This is a genomic window from Cytobacillus sp. Hz8 (assembly GCF_042263505.1).
Classification (GTDB): Bacteria; Bacillota; Bacilli; order Bacillales; family Cytobacillaceae; genus Bacillus_BE.
Map to the genome: position 1 here is coordinate 36,097 of NZ_JBHKFI010000010.1, position 17,682 is coordinate 53,778.

Annotated in this window: 18 protein-coding genes; 17 read left to right on the forward strand and 1 reads right to left on the reverse strand. The window is 35.9% G+C overall.

Annotation, left to right across the window (positions count from 1 at the left end; all coding sequences use genetic code 11):
• Positions 1-325 precede the first annotated feature (325 nt).
• From parE to ACE38V_RS13375, 4 genes are all read left to right on the forward strand, one after another.
• On the forward strand, positions 326-2,305 hold the full coding sequence (gene parE / locus ACE38V_RS13360; protein ID WP_375841856.1) for a DNA topoisomerase IV subunit B: 1,980 nt from the start codon (positions 326-328) through the stop codon (positions 2,303-2,305).
• Positions 2,302-4,755, forward strand: coding sequence for a DNA topoisomerase IV subunit A (gene parC, locus ACE38V_RS13365; protein ID WP_375841858.1), 2,454 nt, complete (start codon positions 2,302-2,304; stop codon positions 4,753-4,755). The genes parE and parC overlap by 4 nt, the downstream gene beginning before the upstream one ends.
• A gap of 406 nt (positions 4,756-5,161) precedes the next feature.
• Positions 5,162-5,929 carry a hypothetical protein gene (locus tag ACE38V_RS13370; RefSeq protein WP_375841860.1) on the forward strand — a complete coding sequence of 256 codons (768 nt, stop codon included), beginning with the start codon at positions 5,162-5,164 and terminating at the stop codon, positions 5,927-5,929.
• A gap of 67 nt (positions 5,930-5,996) precedes the next feature.
• Positions 5,997-6,485 carry a staygreen family protein gene (locus ACE38V_RS13375; RefSeq protein ID WP_375841861.1) on the forward strand — a complete coding sequence of 163 codons (489 nt, stop codon included), beginning with the start codon at positions 5,997-5,999 and terminating at the stop codon, positions 6,483-6,485.
• A 224-nt stretch (positions 6,486-6,709) separates the two neighbouring features.
• Here the strand turns inward: ACE38V_RS13375 and ACE38V_RS13380 are convergent, their stop codons facing one another.
• Positions 6,710-6,889, reverse strand: a complete 180-nt coding sequence (locus ACE38V_RS13380; protein WP_375841863.1) for a DUF3896 family protein — start codon at positions 6,887-6,889, stop codon at positions 6,710-6,712.
• A gap of 475 nt (positions 6,890-7,364) precedes the next feature.
• Here ACE38V_RS13380 and ACE38V_RS13385 point away from each other — a divergent pair, with 475 nt between their 5' ends.
• From ACE38V_RS13385 to ACE38V_RS13445, 13 genes are all read left to right on the forward strand, one after another.
• Complete coding sequence (locus ACE38V_RS13385; RefSeq protein ID WP_375841865.1) at positions 7,365-7,727, forward strand: rhodanese-like domain-containing protein; 363 nt, start codon at positions 7,365-7,367, stop codon at positions 7,725-7,727.
• A 36-nt stretch (positions 7,728-7,763) separates the two neighbouring features.
• Positions 7,764-7,997, forward strand: a complete 234-nt coding sequence (locus ACE38V_RS13390) for a glutaredoxin family protein (RefSeq protein ID WP_375841866.1) — start codon at positions 7,764-7,766, stop codon at positions 7,995-7,997.
• Positions 7,998-8,344: 347 nt separating this feature from the next.
• Positions 8,345-8,623 carry an iron-sulfur cluster assembly accessory protein gene (locus ACE38V_RS13395; RefSeq protein ID WP_375841868.1) on the forward strand — a complete coding sequence of 93 codons (279 nt, stop codon included), beginning with the start codon at positions 8,345-8,347 and terminating at the stop codon, positions 8,621-8,623.
• 284 nt (positions 8,624-8,907) lie between these two features.
• Positions 8,908-10,185 carry an ArsB/NhaD family transporter gene (locus ACE38V_RS13400; RefSeq protein ID WP_375841870.1) on the forward strand — a complete coding sequence of 426 codons (1,278 nt, stop codon included), beginning with the start codon at positions 8,908-8,910 and terminating at the stop codon, positions 10,183-10,185.
• 13 nt (positions 10,186-10,198) lie between these two features.
• Positions 10,199-10,480, forward strand: coding sequence for a hypothetical protein (locus ACE38V_RS13405; protein WP_375841872.1), 282 nt, complete (start codon positions 10,199-10,201; stop codon positions 10,478-10,480).
• A 352-nt stretch (positions 10,481-10,832) separates the two neighbouring features.
• On the forward strand, positions 10,833-11,882 hold the full coding sequence (locus ACE38V_RS13410) for a multicopper oxidase domain-containing protein (RefSeq protein ID WP_375841874.1): 1,050 nt from the start codon (positions 10,833-10,835) through the stop codon (positions 11,880-11,882).
• Positions 11,883-12,058: 176 nt separating this feature from the next.
• On the forward strand, positions 12,059-12,559 hold the full coding sequence (locus ACE38V_RS13415) for a hypothetical protein (protein WP_375841875.1): 501 nt from the start codon (positions 12,059-12,061) through the stop codon (positions 12,557-12,559).
• Positions 12,560-12,920: 361 nt separating this feature from the next.
• The gene (uvrC, locus tag ACE38V_RS13420) at positions 12,921-14,033 is read left to right on the forward strand and encodes an excinuclease ABC subunit UvrC (RefSeq protein WP_375842069.1); all 1,113 of its coding nucleotides are present in this window, start codon (positions 12,921-12,923) and stop codon (positions 14,031-14,033) included.
• Positions 14,034-14,071: 38 nt separating this feature from the next.
• Positions 14,072-14,710: a hypothetical protein gene (locus ACE38V_RS13425; RefSeq protein WP_375841876.1), complete on the forward strand. Its 639-nt coding sequence runs from the start codon at positions 14,072-14,074 to the stop codon at positions 14,708-14,710.
• A 20-nt stretch (positions 14,711-14,730) separates the two neighbouring features.
• A complete protein-coding gene (locus ACE38V_RS13430) occupies positions 14,731-14,901 on the forward strand; it encodes a hypothetical protein (protein WP_375841878.1) in 171 nt (56 codons plus the stop codon).
• A 55-nt stretch (positions 14,902-14,956) separates the two neighbouring features.
• Positions 14,957-15,751: an ATP-binding protein gene (locus ACE38V_RS13435; RefSeq protein ID WP_375841880.1), complete on the forward strand. Its 795-nt coding sequence runs from the start codon at positions 14,957-14,959 to the stop codon at positions 15,749-15,751.
• Between the two features lie 314 nt (positions 15,752-16,065).
• On the forward strand, positions 16,066-16,323 hold the full coding sequence (locus ACE38V_RS13440; RefSeq protein WP_375841882.1) for a hypothetical protein: 258 nt from the start codon (positions 16,066-16,068) through the stop codon (positions 16,321-16,323).
• Positions 16,324-16,325: 2 nt separating this feature from the next.
• Positions 16,326-17,678 carry a tripartite tricarboxylate transporter permease gene (locus tag ACE38V_RS13445; RefSeq protein ID WP_375841884.1) on the forward strand — a complete coding sequence of 451 codons (1,353 nt, stop codon included), beginning with the start codon at positions 16,326-16,328 and terminating at the stop codon, positions 17,676-17,678.
• The last annotated feature ends 4 nt before the right edge of the window (positions 17,679-17,682 follow it).

A 17,682-nucleotide genomic window follows, 5' to 3' on the forward strand; every position in this document is an offset into this window, starting at 1 on the left:
GATTTCTTAGGTAATATTTTAACTGGAATCGGGTGTGGCCCGGTTCTTTTTTTTGTCAAAAATATGAATTTGCACGTTTTTTCATGAACAAAAGTGGAGTAATTTTTCTAGTTTTGATTTGCCAAATCGAAAGAAATCGATACAATAATGCTTAGACGTCAAAAAATGTGATATGATGAAATGGAATTCCCGAATATTTGTTCTACTTGAAATTATCATTTGTTTTAAAGGATTTTTCTTCCTTTGAAACGAATACATATACGAATGTTACCGATTCGTATTTAAGAAGATCTGTTGTTTTGTCAGCAATGAAAGGGGTAAGGATATGGCTACTAATCAACCAGCTTTTGATTATAATGATGATGCCATACAAGTACTTGAAGGGCTAGAAGCTGTTAGAAAGCGACCTGGAATGTATATTGGAAGCACCGATGCAAGGGGACTTCATCACCTTGTTTATGAAATAGTCGATAACTCTGTTGACGAAGCGTTGGCGGGTTTCGGTGATATAATTATTGTCAAAATTCACAAGGATAACTCCATTAGCGTTCAGGATAAAGGACGCGGGATGCCAACCGGAATACATAAGATGGGAAAACCTACTCCGGAAGTCATCTTTACGATTCTCCACGCAGGTGGAAAATTTGGACAAGGCGGCTATAAGACAAGCGGCGGTTTACATGGTGTAGGTGCATCTGTTGTAAACGCACTATCTGAATGGCTTGTTGTTCGGATCAAGCGTGATGGATATGTGTATGAACAACGATTTGAAAATGGCGGAAAGCCAGTGACAACACTTGAAAAGGTTGGAAAAACCAATCAGACAGGAACCACGATTCACTTTAAGCCGGATCCAACGATTTTTTCCACTACCACTTATAATTACGAAACCCTATGTGAGCGTCTTCGCGAATCCGCCTTTTTATTAAAAGGAATGAAAATAGAAATCATTGATGATCGTAATGACACACATGATATTTTTTATTATGAAAATGGGATTGAAGCATTTGTGGAATATTTAAACGGGGAAAAGGATGTGCTTCACCCTGTTGTAAACTTTGAAGGAACGCAAAACGAAATTGAAGTAGATTTTGCTTTCCAATTTAATGATGGCTATTCTGAAAATGTTCTTTCCTTTGTAAATAATGTTCGTACGAAGGATGGAGGGACCCATGAAGCGGGTGCGAGAACTGCGATGACACGGGTATTTAATGAATACGCCCGGAAAGTCGGCTTATTAAAAGAAAAGGACAAAAATCTAGAGGGTGCCGATATTCGCGAAGGATTTTCAGCTGTTATTTCGGTTCGTGTGCCGGAAGGATTGCTCCAATTTGAAGGACAAACGAAAGGAAAGCTTGGAACAAGTGAAGCACGTTCTTCTGTAGATGCTGTTGTTTCTGAGCATTTGTCCTACTTTTTAGAAGAAAACCCAGATATTAGTTCGTTATTGATCAAGAAAACCATTAAAGCCAATCAAGCCCGTGAAGCCGCTAGAAAAGCGAGAGAAGAGGCTCGCAGCGGGAAGAAAAAGAAACGTGGAGAAACGGTTCTATCCGGTAAATTAACCCCTGCTCAATCGAAGAACCCAGAGAAAAATGAATTATATCTTGTCGAGGGGGATTCAGCAGGTGGCTCTGCCAAACAAGGGCGTGATCGCCGTTTCCAAGCGGTGCTTCCTCTTCGTGGCAAGGTAATTAATACTGAAAAGGCAAAACTTCAGGACATCTTCAAAAATGAAGAAATCAACACGATTATCCATGCCATTGGCGCGGGTGTTGGAACGGACTTTAATGTTGCGGATTCCAACTATGATAAAGTCATTATCATGACAGATGCTGATACGGATGGTGCTCATATTCAAGTCCTGCTTTTAACCTTCTTCTATCGTTATATGAAGCCGCTTGTTGAGGAAGGAAAGGTTTATATCGCGTTGCCGCCACTCTATAAGGTCAGCAAGGGTTCAGGGAAAAAGGAAATTATTGAATACGCCTGGGGTGATGAAGAGCTACAAGGTGCCATTAAAAAGGTTGGTAAAGGCTATATCATTCAACGTTATAAAGGACTAGGAGAAATGAATGCGGATCAGCTTTGGGAGACGACAATGAATCCTGAAACGAGAACCTTAATTCGGGTTCGAATTGATGATCTTGCAAGAGCGGAACGCAGAGTGACAACCTTAATGGGTGATAAAGTCGAACCACGGAGAAAATGGATTGAATCCCATGTAGACTTCGGACTTGAAGAAGAAGGTAGTATTTTAGAAAATGAAAATGTTTCGGTCATTGAGGAGGTTGAACAACCATGAGTTTTGTAGAAAAGTATCGCGACCTTCCTCTTGAGGATGTTCTAGGCGACCGATTTGGAAGATACAGTAAATATATTATCCAGGACCGGGCATTACCTGATGCTCGGGATGGCTTAAAGCCTGTACAACGAAGAATTCTTTATGCGATGCATGTAGAAGGAAATACACATGAGAAGGCATTCCGCAAATCTGCGAAAACCGTTGGAAATGTTATTGGTAATTATCATCCTCATGGGGATTCTTCTGTTTATGAGGCGATGGTGCGCTTAAGTCAGGACTGGAAGGTGCGCAATTACCTCGTTGAAATGCACGGTAATAATGGAAGTATTGATGGAGACCCACCTGCTGCGATGCGTTATACAGAGGCTAGACTTTCCGCTATCGCTTCTGAGCTTTTAAGAGATATTGAAAAGAGAACTGTTGAATTTATTCCAAACTTTGATGATACAACGAATGAACCAACCGTACTGCCTGCCATGTTTCCGAATTTGTTGGTGAATGGGTCTACTGGGATTTCTGCGGGTTATGCAACGGACATCCCCCCTCATCACCTAGGTGAAGCTATTGATGGTGTCATCATGCGAATGGATTACCCTGATTGTACAGTCGATGATTTAATGACTGTGATTAAAGGGCCTGATTTTCCTACAGGGGGAATTATCCAAGGCGTAGACGGAATTAAAAAAGCTTATGAAACTGGAAAAGGGAAGATTATTGTTCGCGCAAAAACGGAGATTGAAACGATTCGTGGTGGAAAACAACAAATCGTTATCACAGAAATTCCTTATGAAGTTAATAAGGCTAATTTAGTGAAAAAGATTGACGAGTTTCGTTTAGATCGTAAGGTAGAAGGAATTGCAGAGGTTCGTGACGAAACGGATCGTACTGGTTTGCGTGTCGTAATCGAATTGAAGAAGGACGCGGATAGTGAAGGCGTACTAAACTATTTATTTAAAAATAGTGATCTTCAAGTCGCTTTTAATTTTAATATGGTGGCAATTTATGATCGGCGTCCAAAATTAATGGGACTTCGTGATTTACTAGACGCATATATTGACCATCAGAAAGATGTAGTTACCAAAAGATCGCAGTTTGACCTCCAAAAAGCAAAGGAACGTCAGCATATTGTTGAAGGGTTAATGAAGGCCCTTTCGATTTTGGATGAAGTCATTGCAACGATTCGAGCTTCAAAAGATAAAAGAGATGCAAAGGATAATTTAATCGCAAAATTCGCATTTACGGAAGCACAATCAGAAGCCATTGTTTCTTTACAGCTATATCGCTTAACAAATACCGATATTACGGCTTTACGAGCAGAAGCTGAAGAATTGACGAAGAAAATTGGGGAACTTACAGCGATTTTAGAAAGTGAGAAAAAGCTTTTTTCAGTCATAAAAAAAGAATTAAAAGATGTAAAAAAAAGGTTTGTTGATAATCGACGCTCGGTTATTAAAGATAAAATTGAAGAATTAAAGATCAATCTTGAGGTATTAATTGCGAGTGAAGATGTGATTGTGACCGTAACAAAAGAAGGATATGTGAAGAGAACGAGTCAACGTTCTTTTGCTGCCTCCAATGGCCAGGATTTTGGCATGAAGGACTCGGATCGCATTCTTGCGCAATTAAATATGAATACAACCGATGTGCTATTGATTTTTACCAACAAAGGCAATTATCTATATTGTCCAGTTCATGAACTTCCAGATATTCGTTGGAAGGATCTTGGACAGCATATTGCCAATATCATACCGATTGATCGTGATGAATCAATTATCAAAGTAATTCCAATTACTGATTTTGAACAAGATGCCTTCTTCCTTTTTGTCACGAAAAATGGAATGGTGAAGAAATCGGAACTAAAATTTTATAAGGCGCAGCGCTATTCAAAGCCGCTTGTCGCCATTAATTTAAAAGATGATGATAAAGTAATCGATGTGCACGTAACGGATGGTTCAAAACAAATACTTTTAGCAACCCATCTTGGTTATGGGCTTCGTTTCCATGAGGAGGAAGTCAACATTGTCGGTGCTCGAGCTGCTGGGGTAAAGGGAATCAATCTAAAGACTGGAGACTTTGTCATTGCTGGCAGTACCATCGATAATGAAAAAGGACATTATGTTGTGATTGCGACACAGCGTGGAGCCGTTAAGAAAATGAAATTAGAGGAATTCGAATTAACTTCTCGAGCGAAACGGGGTGTGGTGATGCTAAGAGAGCTTAAAAATCACCCACATCACGTGATTGGTTTTGTCCTAGCGACGAATCTTGACGAAATATGGATGGAAACGGAAAAAGGTATTTCTGAAAAAATCATGGCAGCGGATCTTCGTGTAAATGATCGATATTCGAATGGATCTTTCCTCATTGATGAATCTGAAAGTGGCGAAACAATTACAATTTGGAAAACGGTGATTGAACAAGAAAGAACAGGCGAACAATCTAATTCTTAATATTTAAATACATTAAACGGTAGTGAATGGTTAATTTTAGTGAACCATTTACTACCGTTTTTTCAGTTTCATTGAACTGTCTGATGAAATTGTCTTCGATTTTATTGAAGGAGAAATAAAATACCCATCATGCATGTTTTTTCCAAACTTGGTTAAAATAACTCCAAGTTTATCCCACTCTTAACGGACAGTAAGATTCCCACTTCAAGATTCTGAGAATACGAAGAAGATAACTGGGAGATCAACTGTCCGTAAAGGTCCGATAAGTTCAACTAACCATCAGTGGGGGATAAATGGCAGACTTAAAAGCGCGATGTTAATCGCAACGTCTGCACTAGCACGTCCTGTGCGTCGAAAACCCCCACTGATGGAAGTTTCACTTTATAAAAAGCAAGGGGAGTTTATTGTGAAAAAAGAAGCATTATATGCCTTTATCGCTATATTCTTCATGTCTATGAGTGTCATAACGGTGGCTTCAGCTGTTCAAAATACTGAAGAAACAATGATGCTCTCGAAGGATGTGAAGGACGTAACTGGTGACGGAATGAAGGAAACTATTTTTGTGATGGGAATCCCTTTTGATGAAGGGTCAAATTTTTTAAAGAAAATTTGGATTAAGATTGTTGCTCCAAATAAAGAAAGCTATACGATCCCAGTTGAAGGAGGATATGAACCAAAGGTTACGTATCGAGACCTTAATCATGATGGTGTTAAAGACCTATTTATTTCTGTAGCCACAGGTGGGAGCGGTGGCTTATCCAATTATTATTTGTACACGTTAAAGGATTACCAATTGACGAACCTAACGACTCCATCCCCACTCACGTTAACGGGGCAATTTCTGGATAATTATAAAGCAACGTTGCGAATTGAAAATATAGGAAAATCCTATACATTTGATTTAAAAAATAGAGCGAAGGAATATGAAAGATTAGGGCTATACCAAAACGGGAAGCTCAATGAACCGACTGAATTAATGATTCTATCCTATGGTTTATTGCAACCAGTTCGTGTCAAAGGGAATCAGTATGGATTAAAAGGAGTTCAACGGTTTAGTGGAGCTTATAATGCGGATACCCTTGGATATGTGGATTCAACTTGGTTTTATGAAGATGGGAAATGGAAATTAATAAAAACAACAGTGAAACAAACGGATAAACGGAAAAGAATGTAGGTAATTGACACGTTTTTAAGTCTTCAGAATAAAATATGATAAGCGAAAACTAGGAGGGACGCTTATCATGGATAAGATGCATTTTGATAAATTAAGTGTCACTTACTTGCCTCCTGCAACTGCATCAAGACCAGTGGATGGGAGGAAATACACATTAACCCATTCAGACTCTACAGGAGAATTGTATTTAAGCATAGGAAATAGCTATGCAATTAGTTCCATAAATAAAAGCTTTCGAGATGAAGTAAAAGCTGAATGGGTGACTCATTTAGGACAATATATTTTGAATGGGACGGTATATGTTAGCGGTGGTGAATTTGATGAAGAACATGCAAAACAGAGGTTTATCATTTTTCAAAATGAGCTCAACCAAACCTTAGCTGCTATTGTATTTGGGGACCGCAGCTTCTATTTGAATTATCCTTGGTTTCTTGATTCACCAATCTTCATCCATTTTGAATCCAACTTTCCACAATATAAACAAGTTCATTATTATGGAACTCCACGTCAGTATTTAACGTTAGCGATGAAAAATACTAATCAAGCACAGGTTTGAGACCTGTGTTCTTTTATTTGTTGAAAGCATTTTGAATAAAAACCGTATTGACTTTGTTTATGTCTAAGATTCTTTTTAAAATCATGATACATATTACAAAGTGATGAAAATTATTCTATTAAAACAAATCCGCCATAGGTTTTTCAAGAAAAATGCATTATTTTTCCCCAAGGTTTATCCACTTAGATAAAAAAACAAGGGAGCAATAAATATGCTCCCTTGTTTTAATATTTAAAACCGCGTTCGAAATGATTCATATCCGTTAATTCGAGAATATATTGATAATTATAAATGCTACGCTTGATTGAATCATGATCTTCAACTGTTAATTGGTTGTTTTCTAATTTTTTGTTTAAATCCTGGATCTTTGCTGTTAATTGACTTTTCACCTCAAAGTAATCCATATTCAAAACCCCTTCTTGATCATATTTTCTCATTATTCTATTTTTATCATAAGCAAAATCAGGGAAAATATTTGCTGATTTCTTTTCAAAAAGGTGAACAAAAATAGACTAAATAATGACAAATGTAGAATATTACCCTAAATGAAATTTAAAATATTTTTTATCTTAATTAAGTTGTTTTATTGGTTAAATGAAAATATTCTGCAAATATATTCGTATACTTTAGGGGGAGTATAGGGGAATAATAGTGATCAATCAAAAATTAATATTCACGAGAATATGAACAGGGGTATTATACATCAAAAAGAAGAAATATGAAAAGGAGTCCTAATATCAACAAACAAATGAATCAGGAGAATGGCAAAAAATCAAAATGTCCGTTTCGTAGAAAATAGTTGACACCTTTTTTTATTTTGAATAACATATACCTATACGGGTATATGTATAAAACAATTTGTTAAAGGAGGTGTGTTTCTTGGAATATATAAACTATATCGTTATTTTGATTTTCCTTTCGTTCATCCTGATGAGATTTCTTCCAACAAAAGGGGTTCGAAATATTTCAGCTGCAGATTTGAAGAATGAATTAAAGGATCGTTCCAATAAGCAATTTGTTGATGTTCGCACACCAGGAGAGTTTAAAGGAAATCACATTCGAGGGTTCAAAAATATCCCACTGCACCAATTATCCAATAAGGCGAACGAGCTCACTAAAGAACAAGAAATCATTGTCATATGCCAAAGTGGGATGAGGAGTCAAAAGGCAAGTAAAATATTAAAGAAAATGGGCTTTTCAAAGGTGACAAATGTGAAAGGTGGCATGAATGCCTGGTCTTAAAATATTGATAAATTTTATTAAGTGGGAGAAATGAAAATGAATTCTATAACTGTGTATACTACTACTCGCTGTCCATACTGTACGATGTTGAAAAATTTCCTTTTAGATCAAAATATTCCTTTTAAGGAAATAAACGTTGAACAGAATCCGCATTTGATGGAAAAACTGGTGAGAATGACAGGTCAAATGGGTGTTCCGCAATCTGAAGTAAATGGAAAATGGATTGTTGGTTATGATCCAAATAGCATTATGAGAGAAATAAAAGGATAAAAATCCTTGACGATAATTTTTATTGAACTGGTTGTAAATCAACCAGTTTTTTCTTTTTTTAACCTAGTGGAGGCATATTATTTCAAATACAAAATTGGTTTTTTAATAAGAAGCGTAGCGGGAGAATTTGAATAGAGTCAAAAAATGAAATTTTAGTGAATAAATGTGTGATCATTCCATGGATATTTAAAGAAAAGCTTGGATATGAGAATATAAAGGATTATATTAATTAATATGTCTTGGGGAAAGTTCAAGATTTGAGAGACTGTAAACTTTCTGAGGTTCAATCAGAAATCCAATAACCAACGATTTTTTCTATTTCTTTAAATAGTCTAGGAGGAAAATAGATGATCATAACAGATGAAGCGAAACAACTTTTGAAAGTATTCTTAAAGGAAGAAGGAGCAGATGGCCTTCGTTTAACGTTGGTTGAAGGCTGCTGTGGTCCTAAAATTGGGCTAACCTTTGACGCACCAATGGAAATGGATACCATTGAAACAATCAATGGGATTCAAGTAGCGATTGATCGGCAAGTTGAGGATACAGACGAATTAACATTAGATCAGGAAGAAAATGCAGATGGAGTCGGTTTAGTCTTAATTGGTGCATGTAACTGTAGTGAATAATAGAATTGCTTGTAAAAACCTTTGCAAATTTATTTAAGCAAAGGTTTTTCATTTTATTGATGCCAGCAATTTTTGGGTATCATAATGGGAAGGAACACAAGGAGATTTCAATAAAAATGTTTAAATATTTCTTCCTCATATGATATACTAGCACTAGCACTTAGCAGAATAAAGAATGTTATTGGAGGAGTCTGTCACTGAGGGATTTTTATGTCCCTTTTTGGCAGGCTCTTTTTTATTTTCTTCATGATGAGGACATATAACAACAATAGGAGTGATAAAGTTTGAGCACTGAGGCCTTACTTGCAATTGGAATTTTTATAATTACGTATGGGTTAATCATTTCAGAAAAGATTCATCGCACGATAGTGGCCATGATCGGTGGAGGTCTTGTTGTCTTTTTGGGGATTGTCGGACAAGAAACCGCATTGGAGCATATCGACTTTAATACTCTTGGTTTATTAATTGGAATGATGATTATCGTGAGTATTACAGCTGAAACGGGAGTATTTAAGTTCATTGCCATTTGGTCTGCCAAAAAGGTAAAAGGAAAACCACTATATATTCTTGTGGCTCTATCACTCATTACAGCTGTCGGCTCTGCTTTTTTAGATAATGTGACTACTGTTTTATTAATAGTACCTATCACATTTAGTATCACAAGACAATTAAATATTCCGCCAGTCCCATTTCTAATTTCGGAAATATTAATGTCCAATATTGGGGGAACTGCAACTATGATTGGGGATCCACCAAATATAATGATTGGCAGTGCAGTTAGCAGTCTTACATTTGGAATGTTTATTACCAATTTAGCACCTATCATCATTGTCATTATGATTTTAACTATCCTCATATTAATTGGAATGTATCGAAAAAAATTAATGATTGATGACGAAACACGTCAAAGAATTTTGGAATTAAATGAAAAAGATGAAATCAATAATGTCTCCTTAATGATCAAATCCTTAACCATCATGTTTTTAACCATTGTCGGGTTCTTTATTCATCAAATCATTGGGGTTGAATCTGCGACCATCGCATTAATTGCTGCCTTTATTTTATTATTATTATCTGGTGAAAGCTATTTAGAGAAATCATTAGAGAAAGTGGAATGGACGACCATCTTTTTCTTTGTTGGATTATTTGTTCTTGTTTCTGGATTGGAAGAAACAGGGGTTATTGAGTCCTTAGCTTCACTTGTAATTGATTTAACAGGAGGAGACAAAATGGCAAGCTCCTTTCTAGTTTTATGGTTTAGTGCGATTGCTTCAGCATTTGTCGATAATATTCCATTTGTCGCAACGATGATCCCTCTTATAAAAGATATGGGGGAACTAGGGATACAAAATTTAGAACCCTTGTGGTGGAGTTTATCACTTGGTGCATGTTTGGGAGGAAACGGAACCTTAATTGGTGCCAGCGCTAACTTGATTGTCGCGGGTCTTGCGGGGAAAGAGGGATACAAAATATCGTTTATCAGGTATTTTATTGTTGGATTTCCGTTAATGCTCTTGTCGATTGTGATATCGATGGCATATATTTATTTTAGATACCTATAAAGGAGGTACACCAATGGAACACCTTCATTATGTAGTGGAAACAGATAAAATTGAGTTAAAGGAAAATAAAAGAGATGATGATATTGAGTTTATCATTACATATCAATCACCAGAAGTTCATCATGCAATACATCAAATAAGACAGTTTTTTGAAAGCGATGATTATTATACTGATATTCTCTTCTATACGTTTAAGGACTATGTTCAAATTATTGTCAAAAGGGATTCATATTTAACTTTTATTCTTGGTCTATTTAAATGGAACCTTTTGAGCAAGGTAGAGTGGAAGGAATAATGAATATTTGAAAATTAAGAGCTGCACATGAGGCAGCTTCTTTTGATTCAATCTTTAAAGAAGGTTGTTCATTGAATCTTGAAAAACGAATTAAAATGGAAATATTATGAAATTATTTTATCATAGCAAGCTTTTCAAATATCAAATATGAAGCTCTTGCATATGTGGATGGAAAAATCTTCTCAAATAAAAAATAGGGTTCATTTAATGAATTATCAAATAAAGTTCACTAATAAAAAGATTTATCATAATTCAAAACCACTACGTGTGAATTTAATCACAAACTTTTCATCTCATTTCGTTAAAATAATAGTGTAAAGCGAAATTGTTATTTTAACTGGAGGAGAATTAAATGGGAAATAGGAAATTAGTTTATATCCTTTTTACTAGTTTCATCATATTAAGTTCATTCTTTATTATAAATATAATAATAGACAAAACCGCTAAGGGAGAAGATAAATCAAATGAATTGTCACAGGTTCTTGATCCACACAAAGATGTAAATCAAAAACCTACACCTGTAAAAATTAATCGTATTGGTAAACATGAGGTCAATATTGAAATGACCGCTCAAATTACCGATATCGAAATAAATAAGAACGAGAACTATAAAGCATGGACATTTAACGGTCAGGCGCCAGGACCTATTATTGTTTTGCAACAAGGAGATAAAATCCATTTTACTTTAAAAAATATGGATCCAACTATGCCGCACAGTATGGATATCCATGCGGTTCATGCGTCCCCATCAAGGGATTTTGTTGATGTCATGCCAAGTAAAAGTGGTCATTTCACGTATACGGCTAATAATCCTGGTGTGTTTATGTACCATTGTGGAACAAACCCTGTCCTAATGCATATTGCTAATGGGATGCATGGAATGATCATTGTAAAACCAACAACGGGTTATCCAACTGATTCTCAAGTAGATCGTGAGTATGTAATCATCCAAAATGAATGGTACAAGCAAAATGATCTCAAAGATATGATGAATAGCAAACCAAAATATGTGGTGTTCTCCACGAAAGCTTTAAAAGATGGGGATTTGAATACAAATGGGTCAGTTGGTGCTTTAGTGAACCATCCTCTTTTAGCTAAAGTAGGAGAAAAAGTTCGATTCTATATTTTAAATGTGGGTCCAAATGAAACCTCTAGTTTTCATGTAGTCGGAACACAATTTGATGATGTCTATTTAGATGGGAATCCATTTAATCATTTAAAAGGGATGCAAACCGTCTTACTTCCAGCTAGTGGGAGTGCTGTAGTGGAATTTACGGTAAAAGAAGAAGGAAGCTATCCTTTTGTCAATCACCAATTTAACGATGCGGCTAAAGGTGCAAGTGGGGTTCTTCAGGTGACAAAAGATGGAAAAGATGAAGGAAGTATGATCATGTCGCATTAATGGAAACAACAAAATTTGGTTTATAGATGGAGTAATTATGAATGGGAGGTACCAATCGATTGATTTGGTACCTCTTTTTATCGATGTTCTCATTTTGATAGATGAATAAAGCCTATGGTGATTAAAAAAGAAGCCAATGTAAAAGCTATTGTTAAAAAAGGAAAGTAGTGTTTGGGGTGTTCCATAAGCTTTGGGCTGCTGCCAATATAATATTATTGTTTGGATCGATTATTTTCATTTGGATATTTCAACCACATATAAATACATTAACGGTTATAAGCCAATTTCTTGCGCAGATCGCTATCATTTTATTTATCGTGAATTTGAATATGTACTTTCTCTTTTTACTCATAAGAAAAACGAAGCAAAGGACGATGAAAATCCGACTTGCAACATTCTCGCGTTATTTGATGAAATGGCATATAAAGATTGCCATTTCATCTGCTCTTCTTATTGCAGGTCATGTCATCATTAATTTTATGAAACTGGGAAGAATCATCGGATATGACCATATCAAAATGATGATGGGGTATATGGCCTTTATCCTTCTTCAGGTTACTCTAATTGCTGGATACTTACGGCATAAAAAGGCATCAGGATTCCGAAAAGAGTTTCACCGTGTAACTGCGATGGTATTTACTGTTATCTTTTTGATTCATCTGCTTATTCCTTTATAAATCATATTATTATTTCTGAATAATAATTTCCACCAATAGGGGAACGAAATTAATGAAAAGGTTCTCCCCTCAGGATTTTATCAATGGCAGTGCATGGGTGAAAAAAGTAGAAGGAACAACAAATAAATGACGGGGAAATTTAAAACTAGAAAAGGCTGCCAATAAGTCAGCTATGTCGAGATATGGTTTGGCATAGGGAATACATTTACGAAAGAATTGATCTAGGTCAATTTCTTTAGAGCAATATTCATCTATGATTTATTGGTAATCCTTTTAGTTATGAGGCATTGATGGCTACCTGTTTTGATTACAATTTTATATCGTCTAGAGTCATATCGTGGAGGCGTTTATTTTGAACCAAATGTTGAAAAATAAATTACGGTTTCTCCCCGAGCGTCCTGGCTGCTATTTAATGAAAGACAGTCAAGGTAAAGTGATTTATGTTGGAAAAGCAAAGAAATTAAAAAATCGTGTTCGTTCCTATTTTATGGGAACACTTGATGATAAAACAACAAGGCTAGTGAAACAGATTACAGATTTTGAAATTATTTTGACTTCATCAAATTTAGAAGCATTGGTTCTTGAAATGAACTTAATTAAAAGATACACCCCAAAATATAATATCATGCTAAAGGATGATAAAACCTATCCATATATCAAAATTACATCCGAACGGCACCCTCAACTGATCATTACACGCAAAGTCACGAGAGATCGAGGGAAATACTTTGGACCTTTTCCAAACGTTCAGGCTGCTTTTGAAATGAAAAAATATCTAGAACAACTCTATCCACTAAGGAAATGTCCACTTTCAACGGATCATGCATGCTTATATTATCAGCTCGGCAGGTGCATTGGCTCTTGTGTCAGGGAAGTTAGTGAAGAGGAATACCAACAGGCTATTCAACACATTATTCGTTTCTTCCATGGCGGATACAAGCAAGTGATAAAGGATTTGAAAAGAAAAATGCTAGAATCCTCCAATCGTTTGGATTTTGAAAAGGCAGAAATATACAAAAAGCAAATTTCTTATATAAAGGCAACGATGGAGAAACAAAATATCCTAACTTTAAATGGCATTGATCAGGATGTTTTTGGGGTATATTTTCAACAGGGATGGGTTTGTATACAGGTATTTTATATAAGACAAGGGAAAATGATTGATAGAAATGTCTCCATTTTTCGGTCCTTTGACGAACCGGAATCAATCTTTCTGAACTATCTCGAACAGTATTATGCAACAAAGAGGGAAATTAGACCTGAAGAAATTCTATTGCCTGAATCAGTGACAATAGATTTAGTTCAAAAACGTATTCAAATGCAAGTTCCAATCATTCAACCAAAACGTGGCAAAAAGAAAGAATTGGTGAATTTAGCCTGTAGAAATGCCCAGATTTCATTACAAGAAAAGCTTACTTTAAAGGAATTTGAGCTAGCGAGCACTAATGAGATTTTTGGTAAACAAGAGCAATAAATAGCCATTCTATTAATATCCGGGAGGGAGGTGTCTGCTTGTTAGATTGTTTAAATCCAAATGGTTTTAGCGAGTCAAAAACTCATCCAGGAAAATTAATGGAACAGTATATTGAATCAGGTTCCTACAAACAGTTAAAAGAGCTCTCGTTCGAACATGATGAGCTACATAAGAGAATTTCTGCTTATTTCATGGAACATGAAGCTAAAAGGCATGAAATCGGTTATAACTTAGTAGCAAAATTTGTGACACGGAATGTATTTCAATATGATTATGTGGGGTTAAATGAATATTTATATGATCTTGGCCTTTTACAGAAGGTCACAAAAATTTCAGGCAAATGTATAAAGCAGTACGATCTATTAGATTTATTTGATGCTTTTGGCTCTGAGCCTGAATACTACATCAAGCCTTCTCTTAATAAAGCAGGCAGAGAAATGGTACAAGTGGAGCCCCCCACTGATTTCCCTTTTACTTTGGAGGAAGCAGCGAAGAAAAAAAGAGAGAACATAGAACGTTTAAAGCCCGCAAAGTTCGATTATCAAATTTTAAAAAAACAATTACTAAAATGCGGGCAACTTATAAGTGAGCAAGTGGTGAAACATAAATATGGATCTATTTCTCGATTGCAAAAGCCTTGCCATTATGATGTCAGTCAAATAACAGATCATCATTAATAGAATTCGGTAAACCGAAAATGGAGCAATTAGACTTTTACATGGTAAGAGGGTTTATTTCTAAAAGTGAAGTAGACTCCTTTAGAGAACTAACAGATATAAAACTAGAATTTGTCATTCTGGATATAGCTGAAGAAGCCGCTATGTTAAGCAATCTTTATCAGAAGAAAATGAACCGCTTCATGGAGTAAGCAATAAGCGTACTTCGGTCTCCATATACAAGAGTTTAAAAAATCAGGTGATAGGATGAAAAAGCTTTCCGATATTTTTGAAAAAAGAGGACTCGCTTTAGAAAGGGAATTGGTTAAGGTAGAAAAATGTCAGAACTGTGATAAAGAATTAAAGACATTTAGAATGCAAATAATCGGGGGTTCCAGAAATGGAGAGTGGGCTACTGTTACGGAAGAATGCGATTGTATTCTAGCTCAACAGGTGTTAGAAGCAGTGAATCGAACAAAGTTAAAATTCTTTAGAGAGCTCTCAATTCTTAATCAATCTATTAAACAGGCTACATTGGAAAATTATATTCCAAATCACGAATCCCAAATTATAGCTATTAAAAAAGCAATTGAATTTATTGAAAAGGTATCGAAAAATAAACAAGCCCGAATGATTTATTATGGAGAATCCGGGCTTGGAAAATCTCATTTAGCCGTAGGTATCGAAAAATTATTAGAGGATAAGTTTTATAAAACGGCCCTGTTTTTAGAAGTACCTACATTAAAACAAATGGTAAAGGCTTCTTGGACGAAAGACAGCAATTATTCCGAGTTGGAACTTATGAAGGCTGTTTCTGAAGCGGATTTATTAATACTTGATGATGTAGGGGCAGAAGGAATTACGCCTTGGACAAAGGAATTGCTATTTACAATTCTGAATTTAAGATTATCCAAAAGCTTATTAGTAACAACAAATCTGTCACTTTCTGAAATCTATATGGAATACGGTCCGAAAATAACTGATCGAATCCTCGAAAATATGTCTAAACAAGACATGTTAAAAGTAGAAGGAAACCAAAGCTATCGATTAAAAAATTTTTAGCTGATAACTTTTTGGCACGAAAAAAAAACATCTTATTTTGCTATTAAAGTGTTCATTAAACAAATAATCAAGAAAAAGCATCCGTAAAGGGTGCTTATTTTTGTTTTTCTCATTTTTCTATTCTCTATAAATGAAGTCATATAAAAGTTACTGTTTTCTAAAAAAATATGAAAAAATTTGACCTAGGTCAAATAATAATGAGAATCATTCTCATATAATGATAAGGAATAAAACATCTTGATGTTTTAAAAATTGACCACTATTCATTTCTGATGGTTAGTTAGACAAAGGAGTTGAAAACAATTAGAAGTATGATGACTAAAAAAAATCCTCAAAAAGATGAAGAGTCAATGAAGAATATAGAGGTTTGGGAAGATCTTGTTAGTATCAGAGATTTGGTGTTGTCATTACTGATTAATACTATCACTACATTAGGCTGTTACTTTCTTGCACCTAATGAACCTCCAAAACCATTATTTTTTGGTCTATCGGGGGCAATCATCGGGTTTATTATAACCAGCTTCATCATTAATCCAAAAAGAAAATTACAAGAAATAGAGAGTGAGGAATAGGCTTGGATCCGGTTATTATTATTCAAATGATTGCAGCTGCCATCATTGCTGCAGTCCTATACACCATTATCGGAGTTGCACCAGGAACGGATGAAACGGCCGTCATAGCTCCGGTCACATTAGTCCTTGTATTATCCGGCTTGCAACCAATTGTCATCATGTCCTTTTTCATGTCTGCGATTGTGGCCCATAAATTAACTGATTCTATCCCTGTTGCAACAGCGGGAATTCCAGGTGGAGTCATGGCAACCCCGATGGTGGAACATGCTTTGGTTCTAAAAAAATATGGAAAGGCTGATGAATGTATCCGCAAAATGGCATCTGGTTCTGTGATTGGAACTTTAGTTGCAGTTCCAGTCAGCTTATTATTAGCCAAAGCATTAGTTCCAGTTGCTGATGTGATTAAAGAATTTTCTAATCCTTTATTTGCTATCGGTGCGGTTATTCTTGCACTTATGAGTAAAAACAGATGGCTAGGACTCGCTTCCATCATTCCATTCGCATTATTGATTCAAGGACTCCGTTATTTATATTGGGGAGTTGGAGCGGTTGCAGAAGGAACGAATGTATTTACCTCTTTCTTCTTAGGGATTACGATCGGACCCGTTATTTTAACCTTATTTGAATTATTAAATAAAGAGAAAAGAGAAGGTTTGCAAAGGTTTGGAACGAAAACGATTCAGTTCAAAAAATCTAATGAGCAGAAGGGATTTCCAAATCCGTTCAAAATCCTTAGTAAAAATGAGTTAAAGGTGAGTGCTCTTTCCTCATTTATCGGGTGCTTTACGTTTATTTTAAGCGCGGTGGGAACCACCATTTTTATTGGAGAAATGGTTTCCAGTCGCACAAAGGATCCGGTGAAAAAGGCTTCGCTTTCGATTGCCAGTATGGAGGCACTTGCAAATGCAACCTATATTTCCGGAGCGTTGATTCCGTTAATCGCTTTAGGGATCCCCTTATCATCGGTTGCCATGGGCCCAGCGAACCCATTGTTTAATGCCCCACCAGTTTTTAACTTAAATCATAATATGCATCATGTCTTATCCACATCGGGATTCGTGTGGGCAACTCTTATTGGTTCTGCTATTTCCTTGGCACTTACTTATTTTATCACGATTAAGTATTCCCGGCAGATATGTACATTTGTCTTTAAGAGAATCCCGCACGAAGCGATACTCGGTTTGTTCTTTGGGTTAGTGTTATTACTATCTTATATGGATGGCGGGTGGATCAATATTGGAGGAGTAATGGTCGTCTCTATTATGGCGGGAGTCCTACATAGATGGGGAATTAACTATGGAATTCAGTTTATGATCCTTTATTCAGCCCCATGGATTGTATCACACCTCATTTAATTTG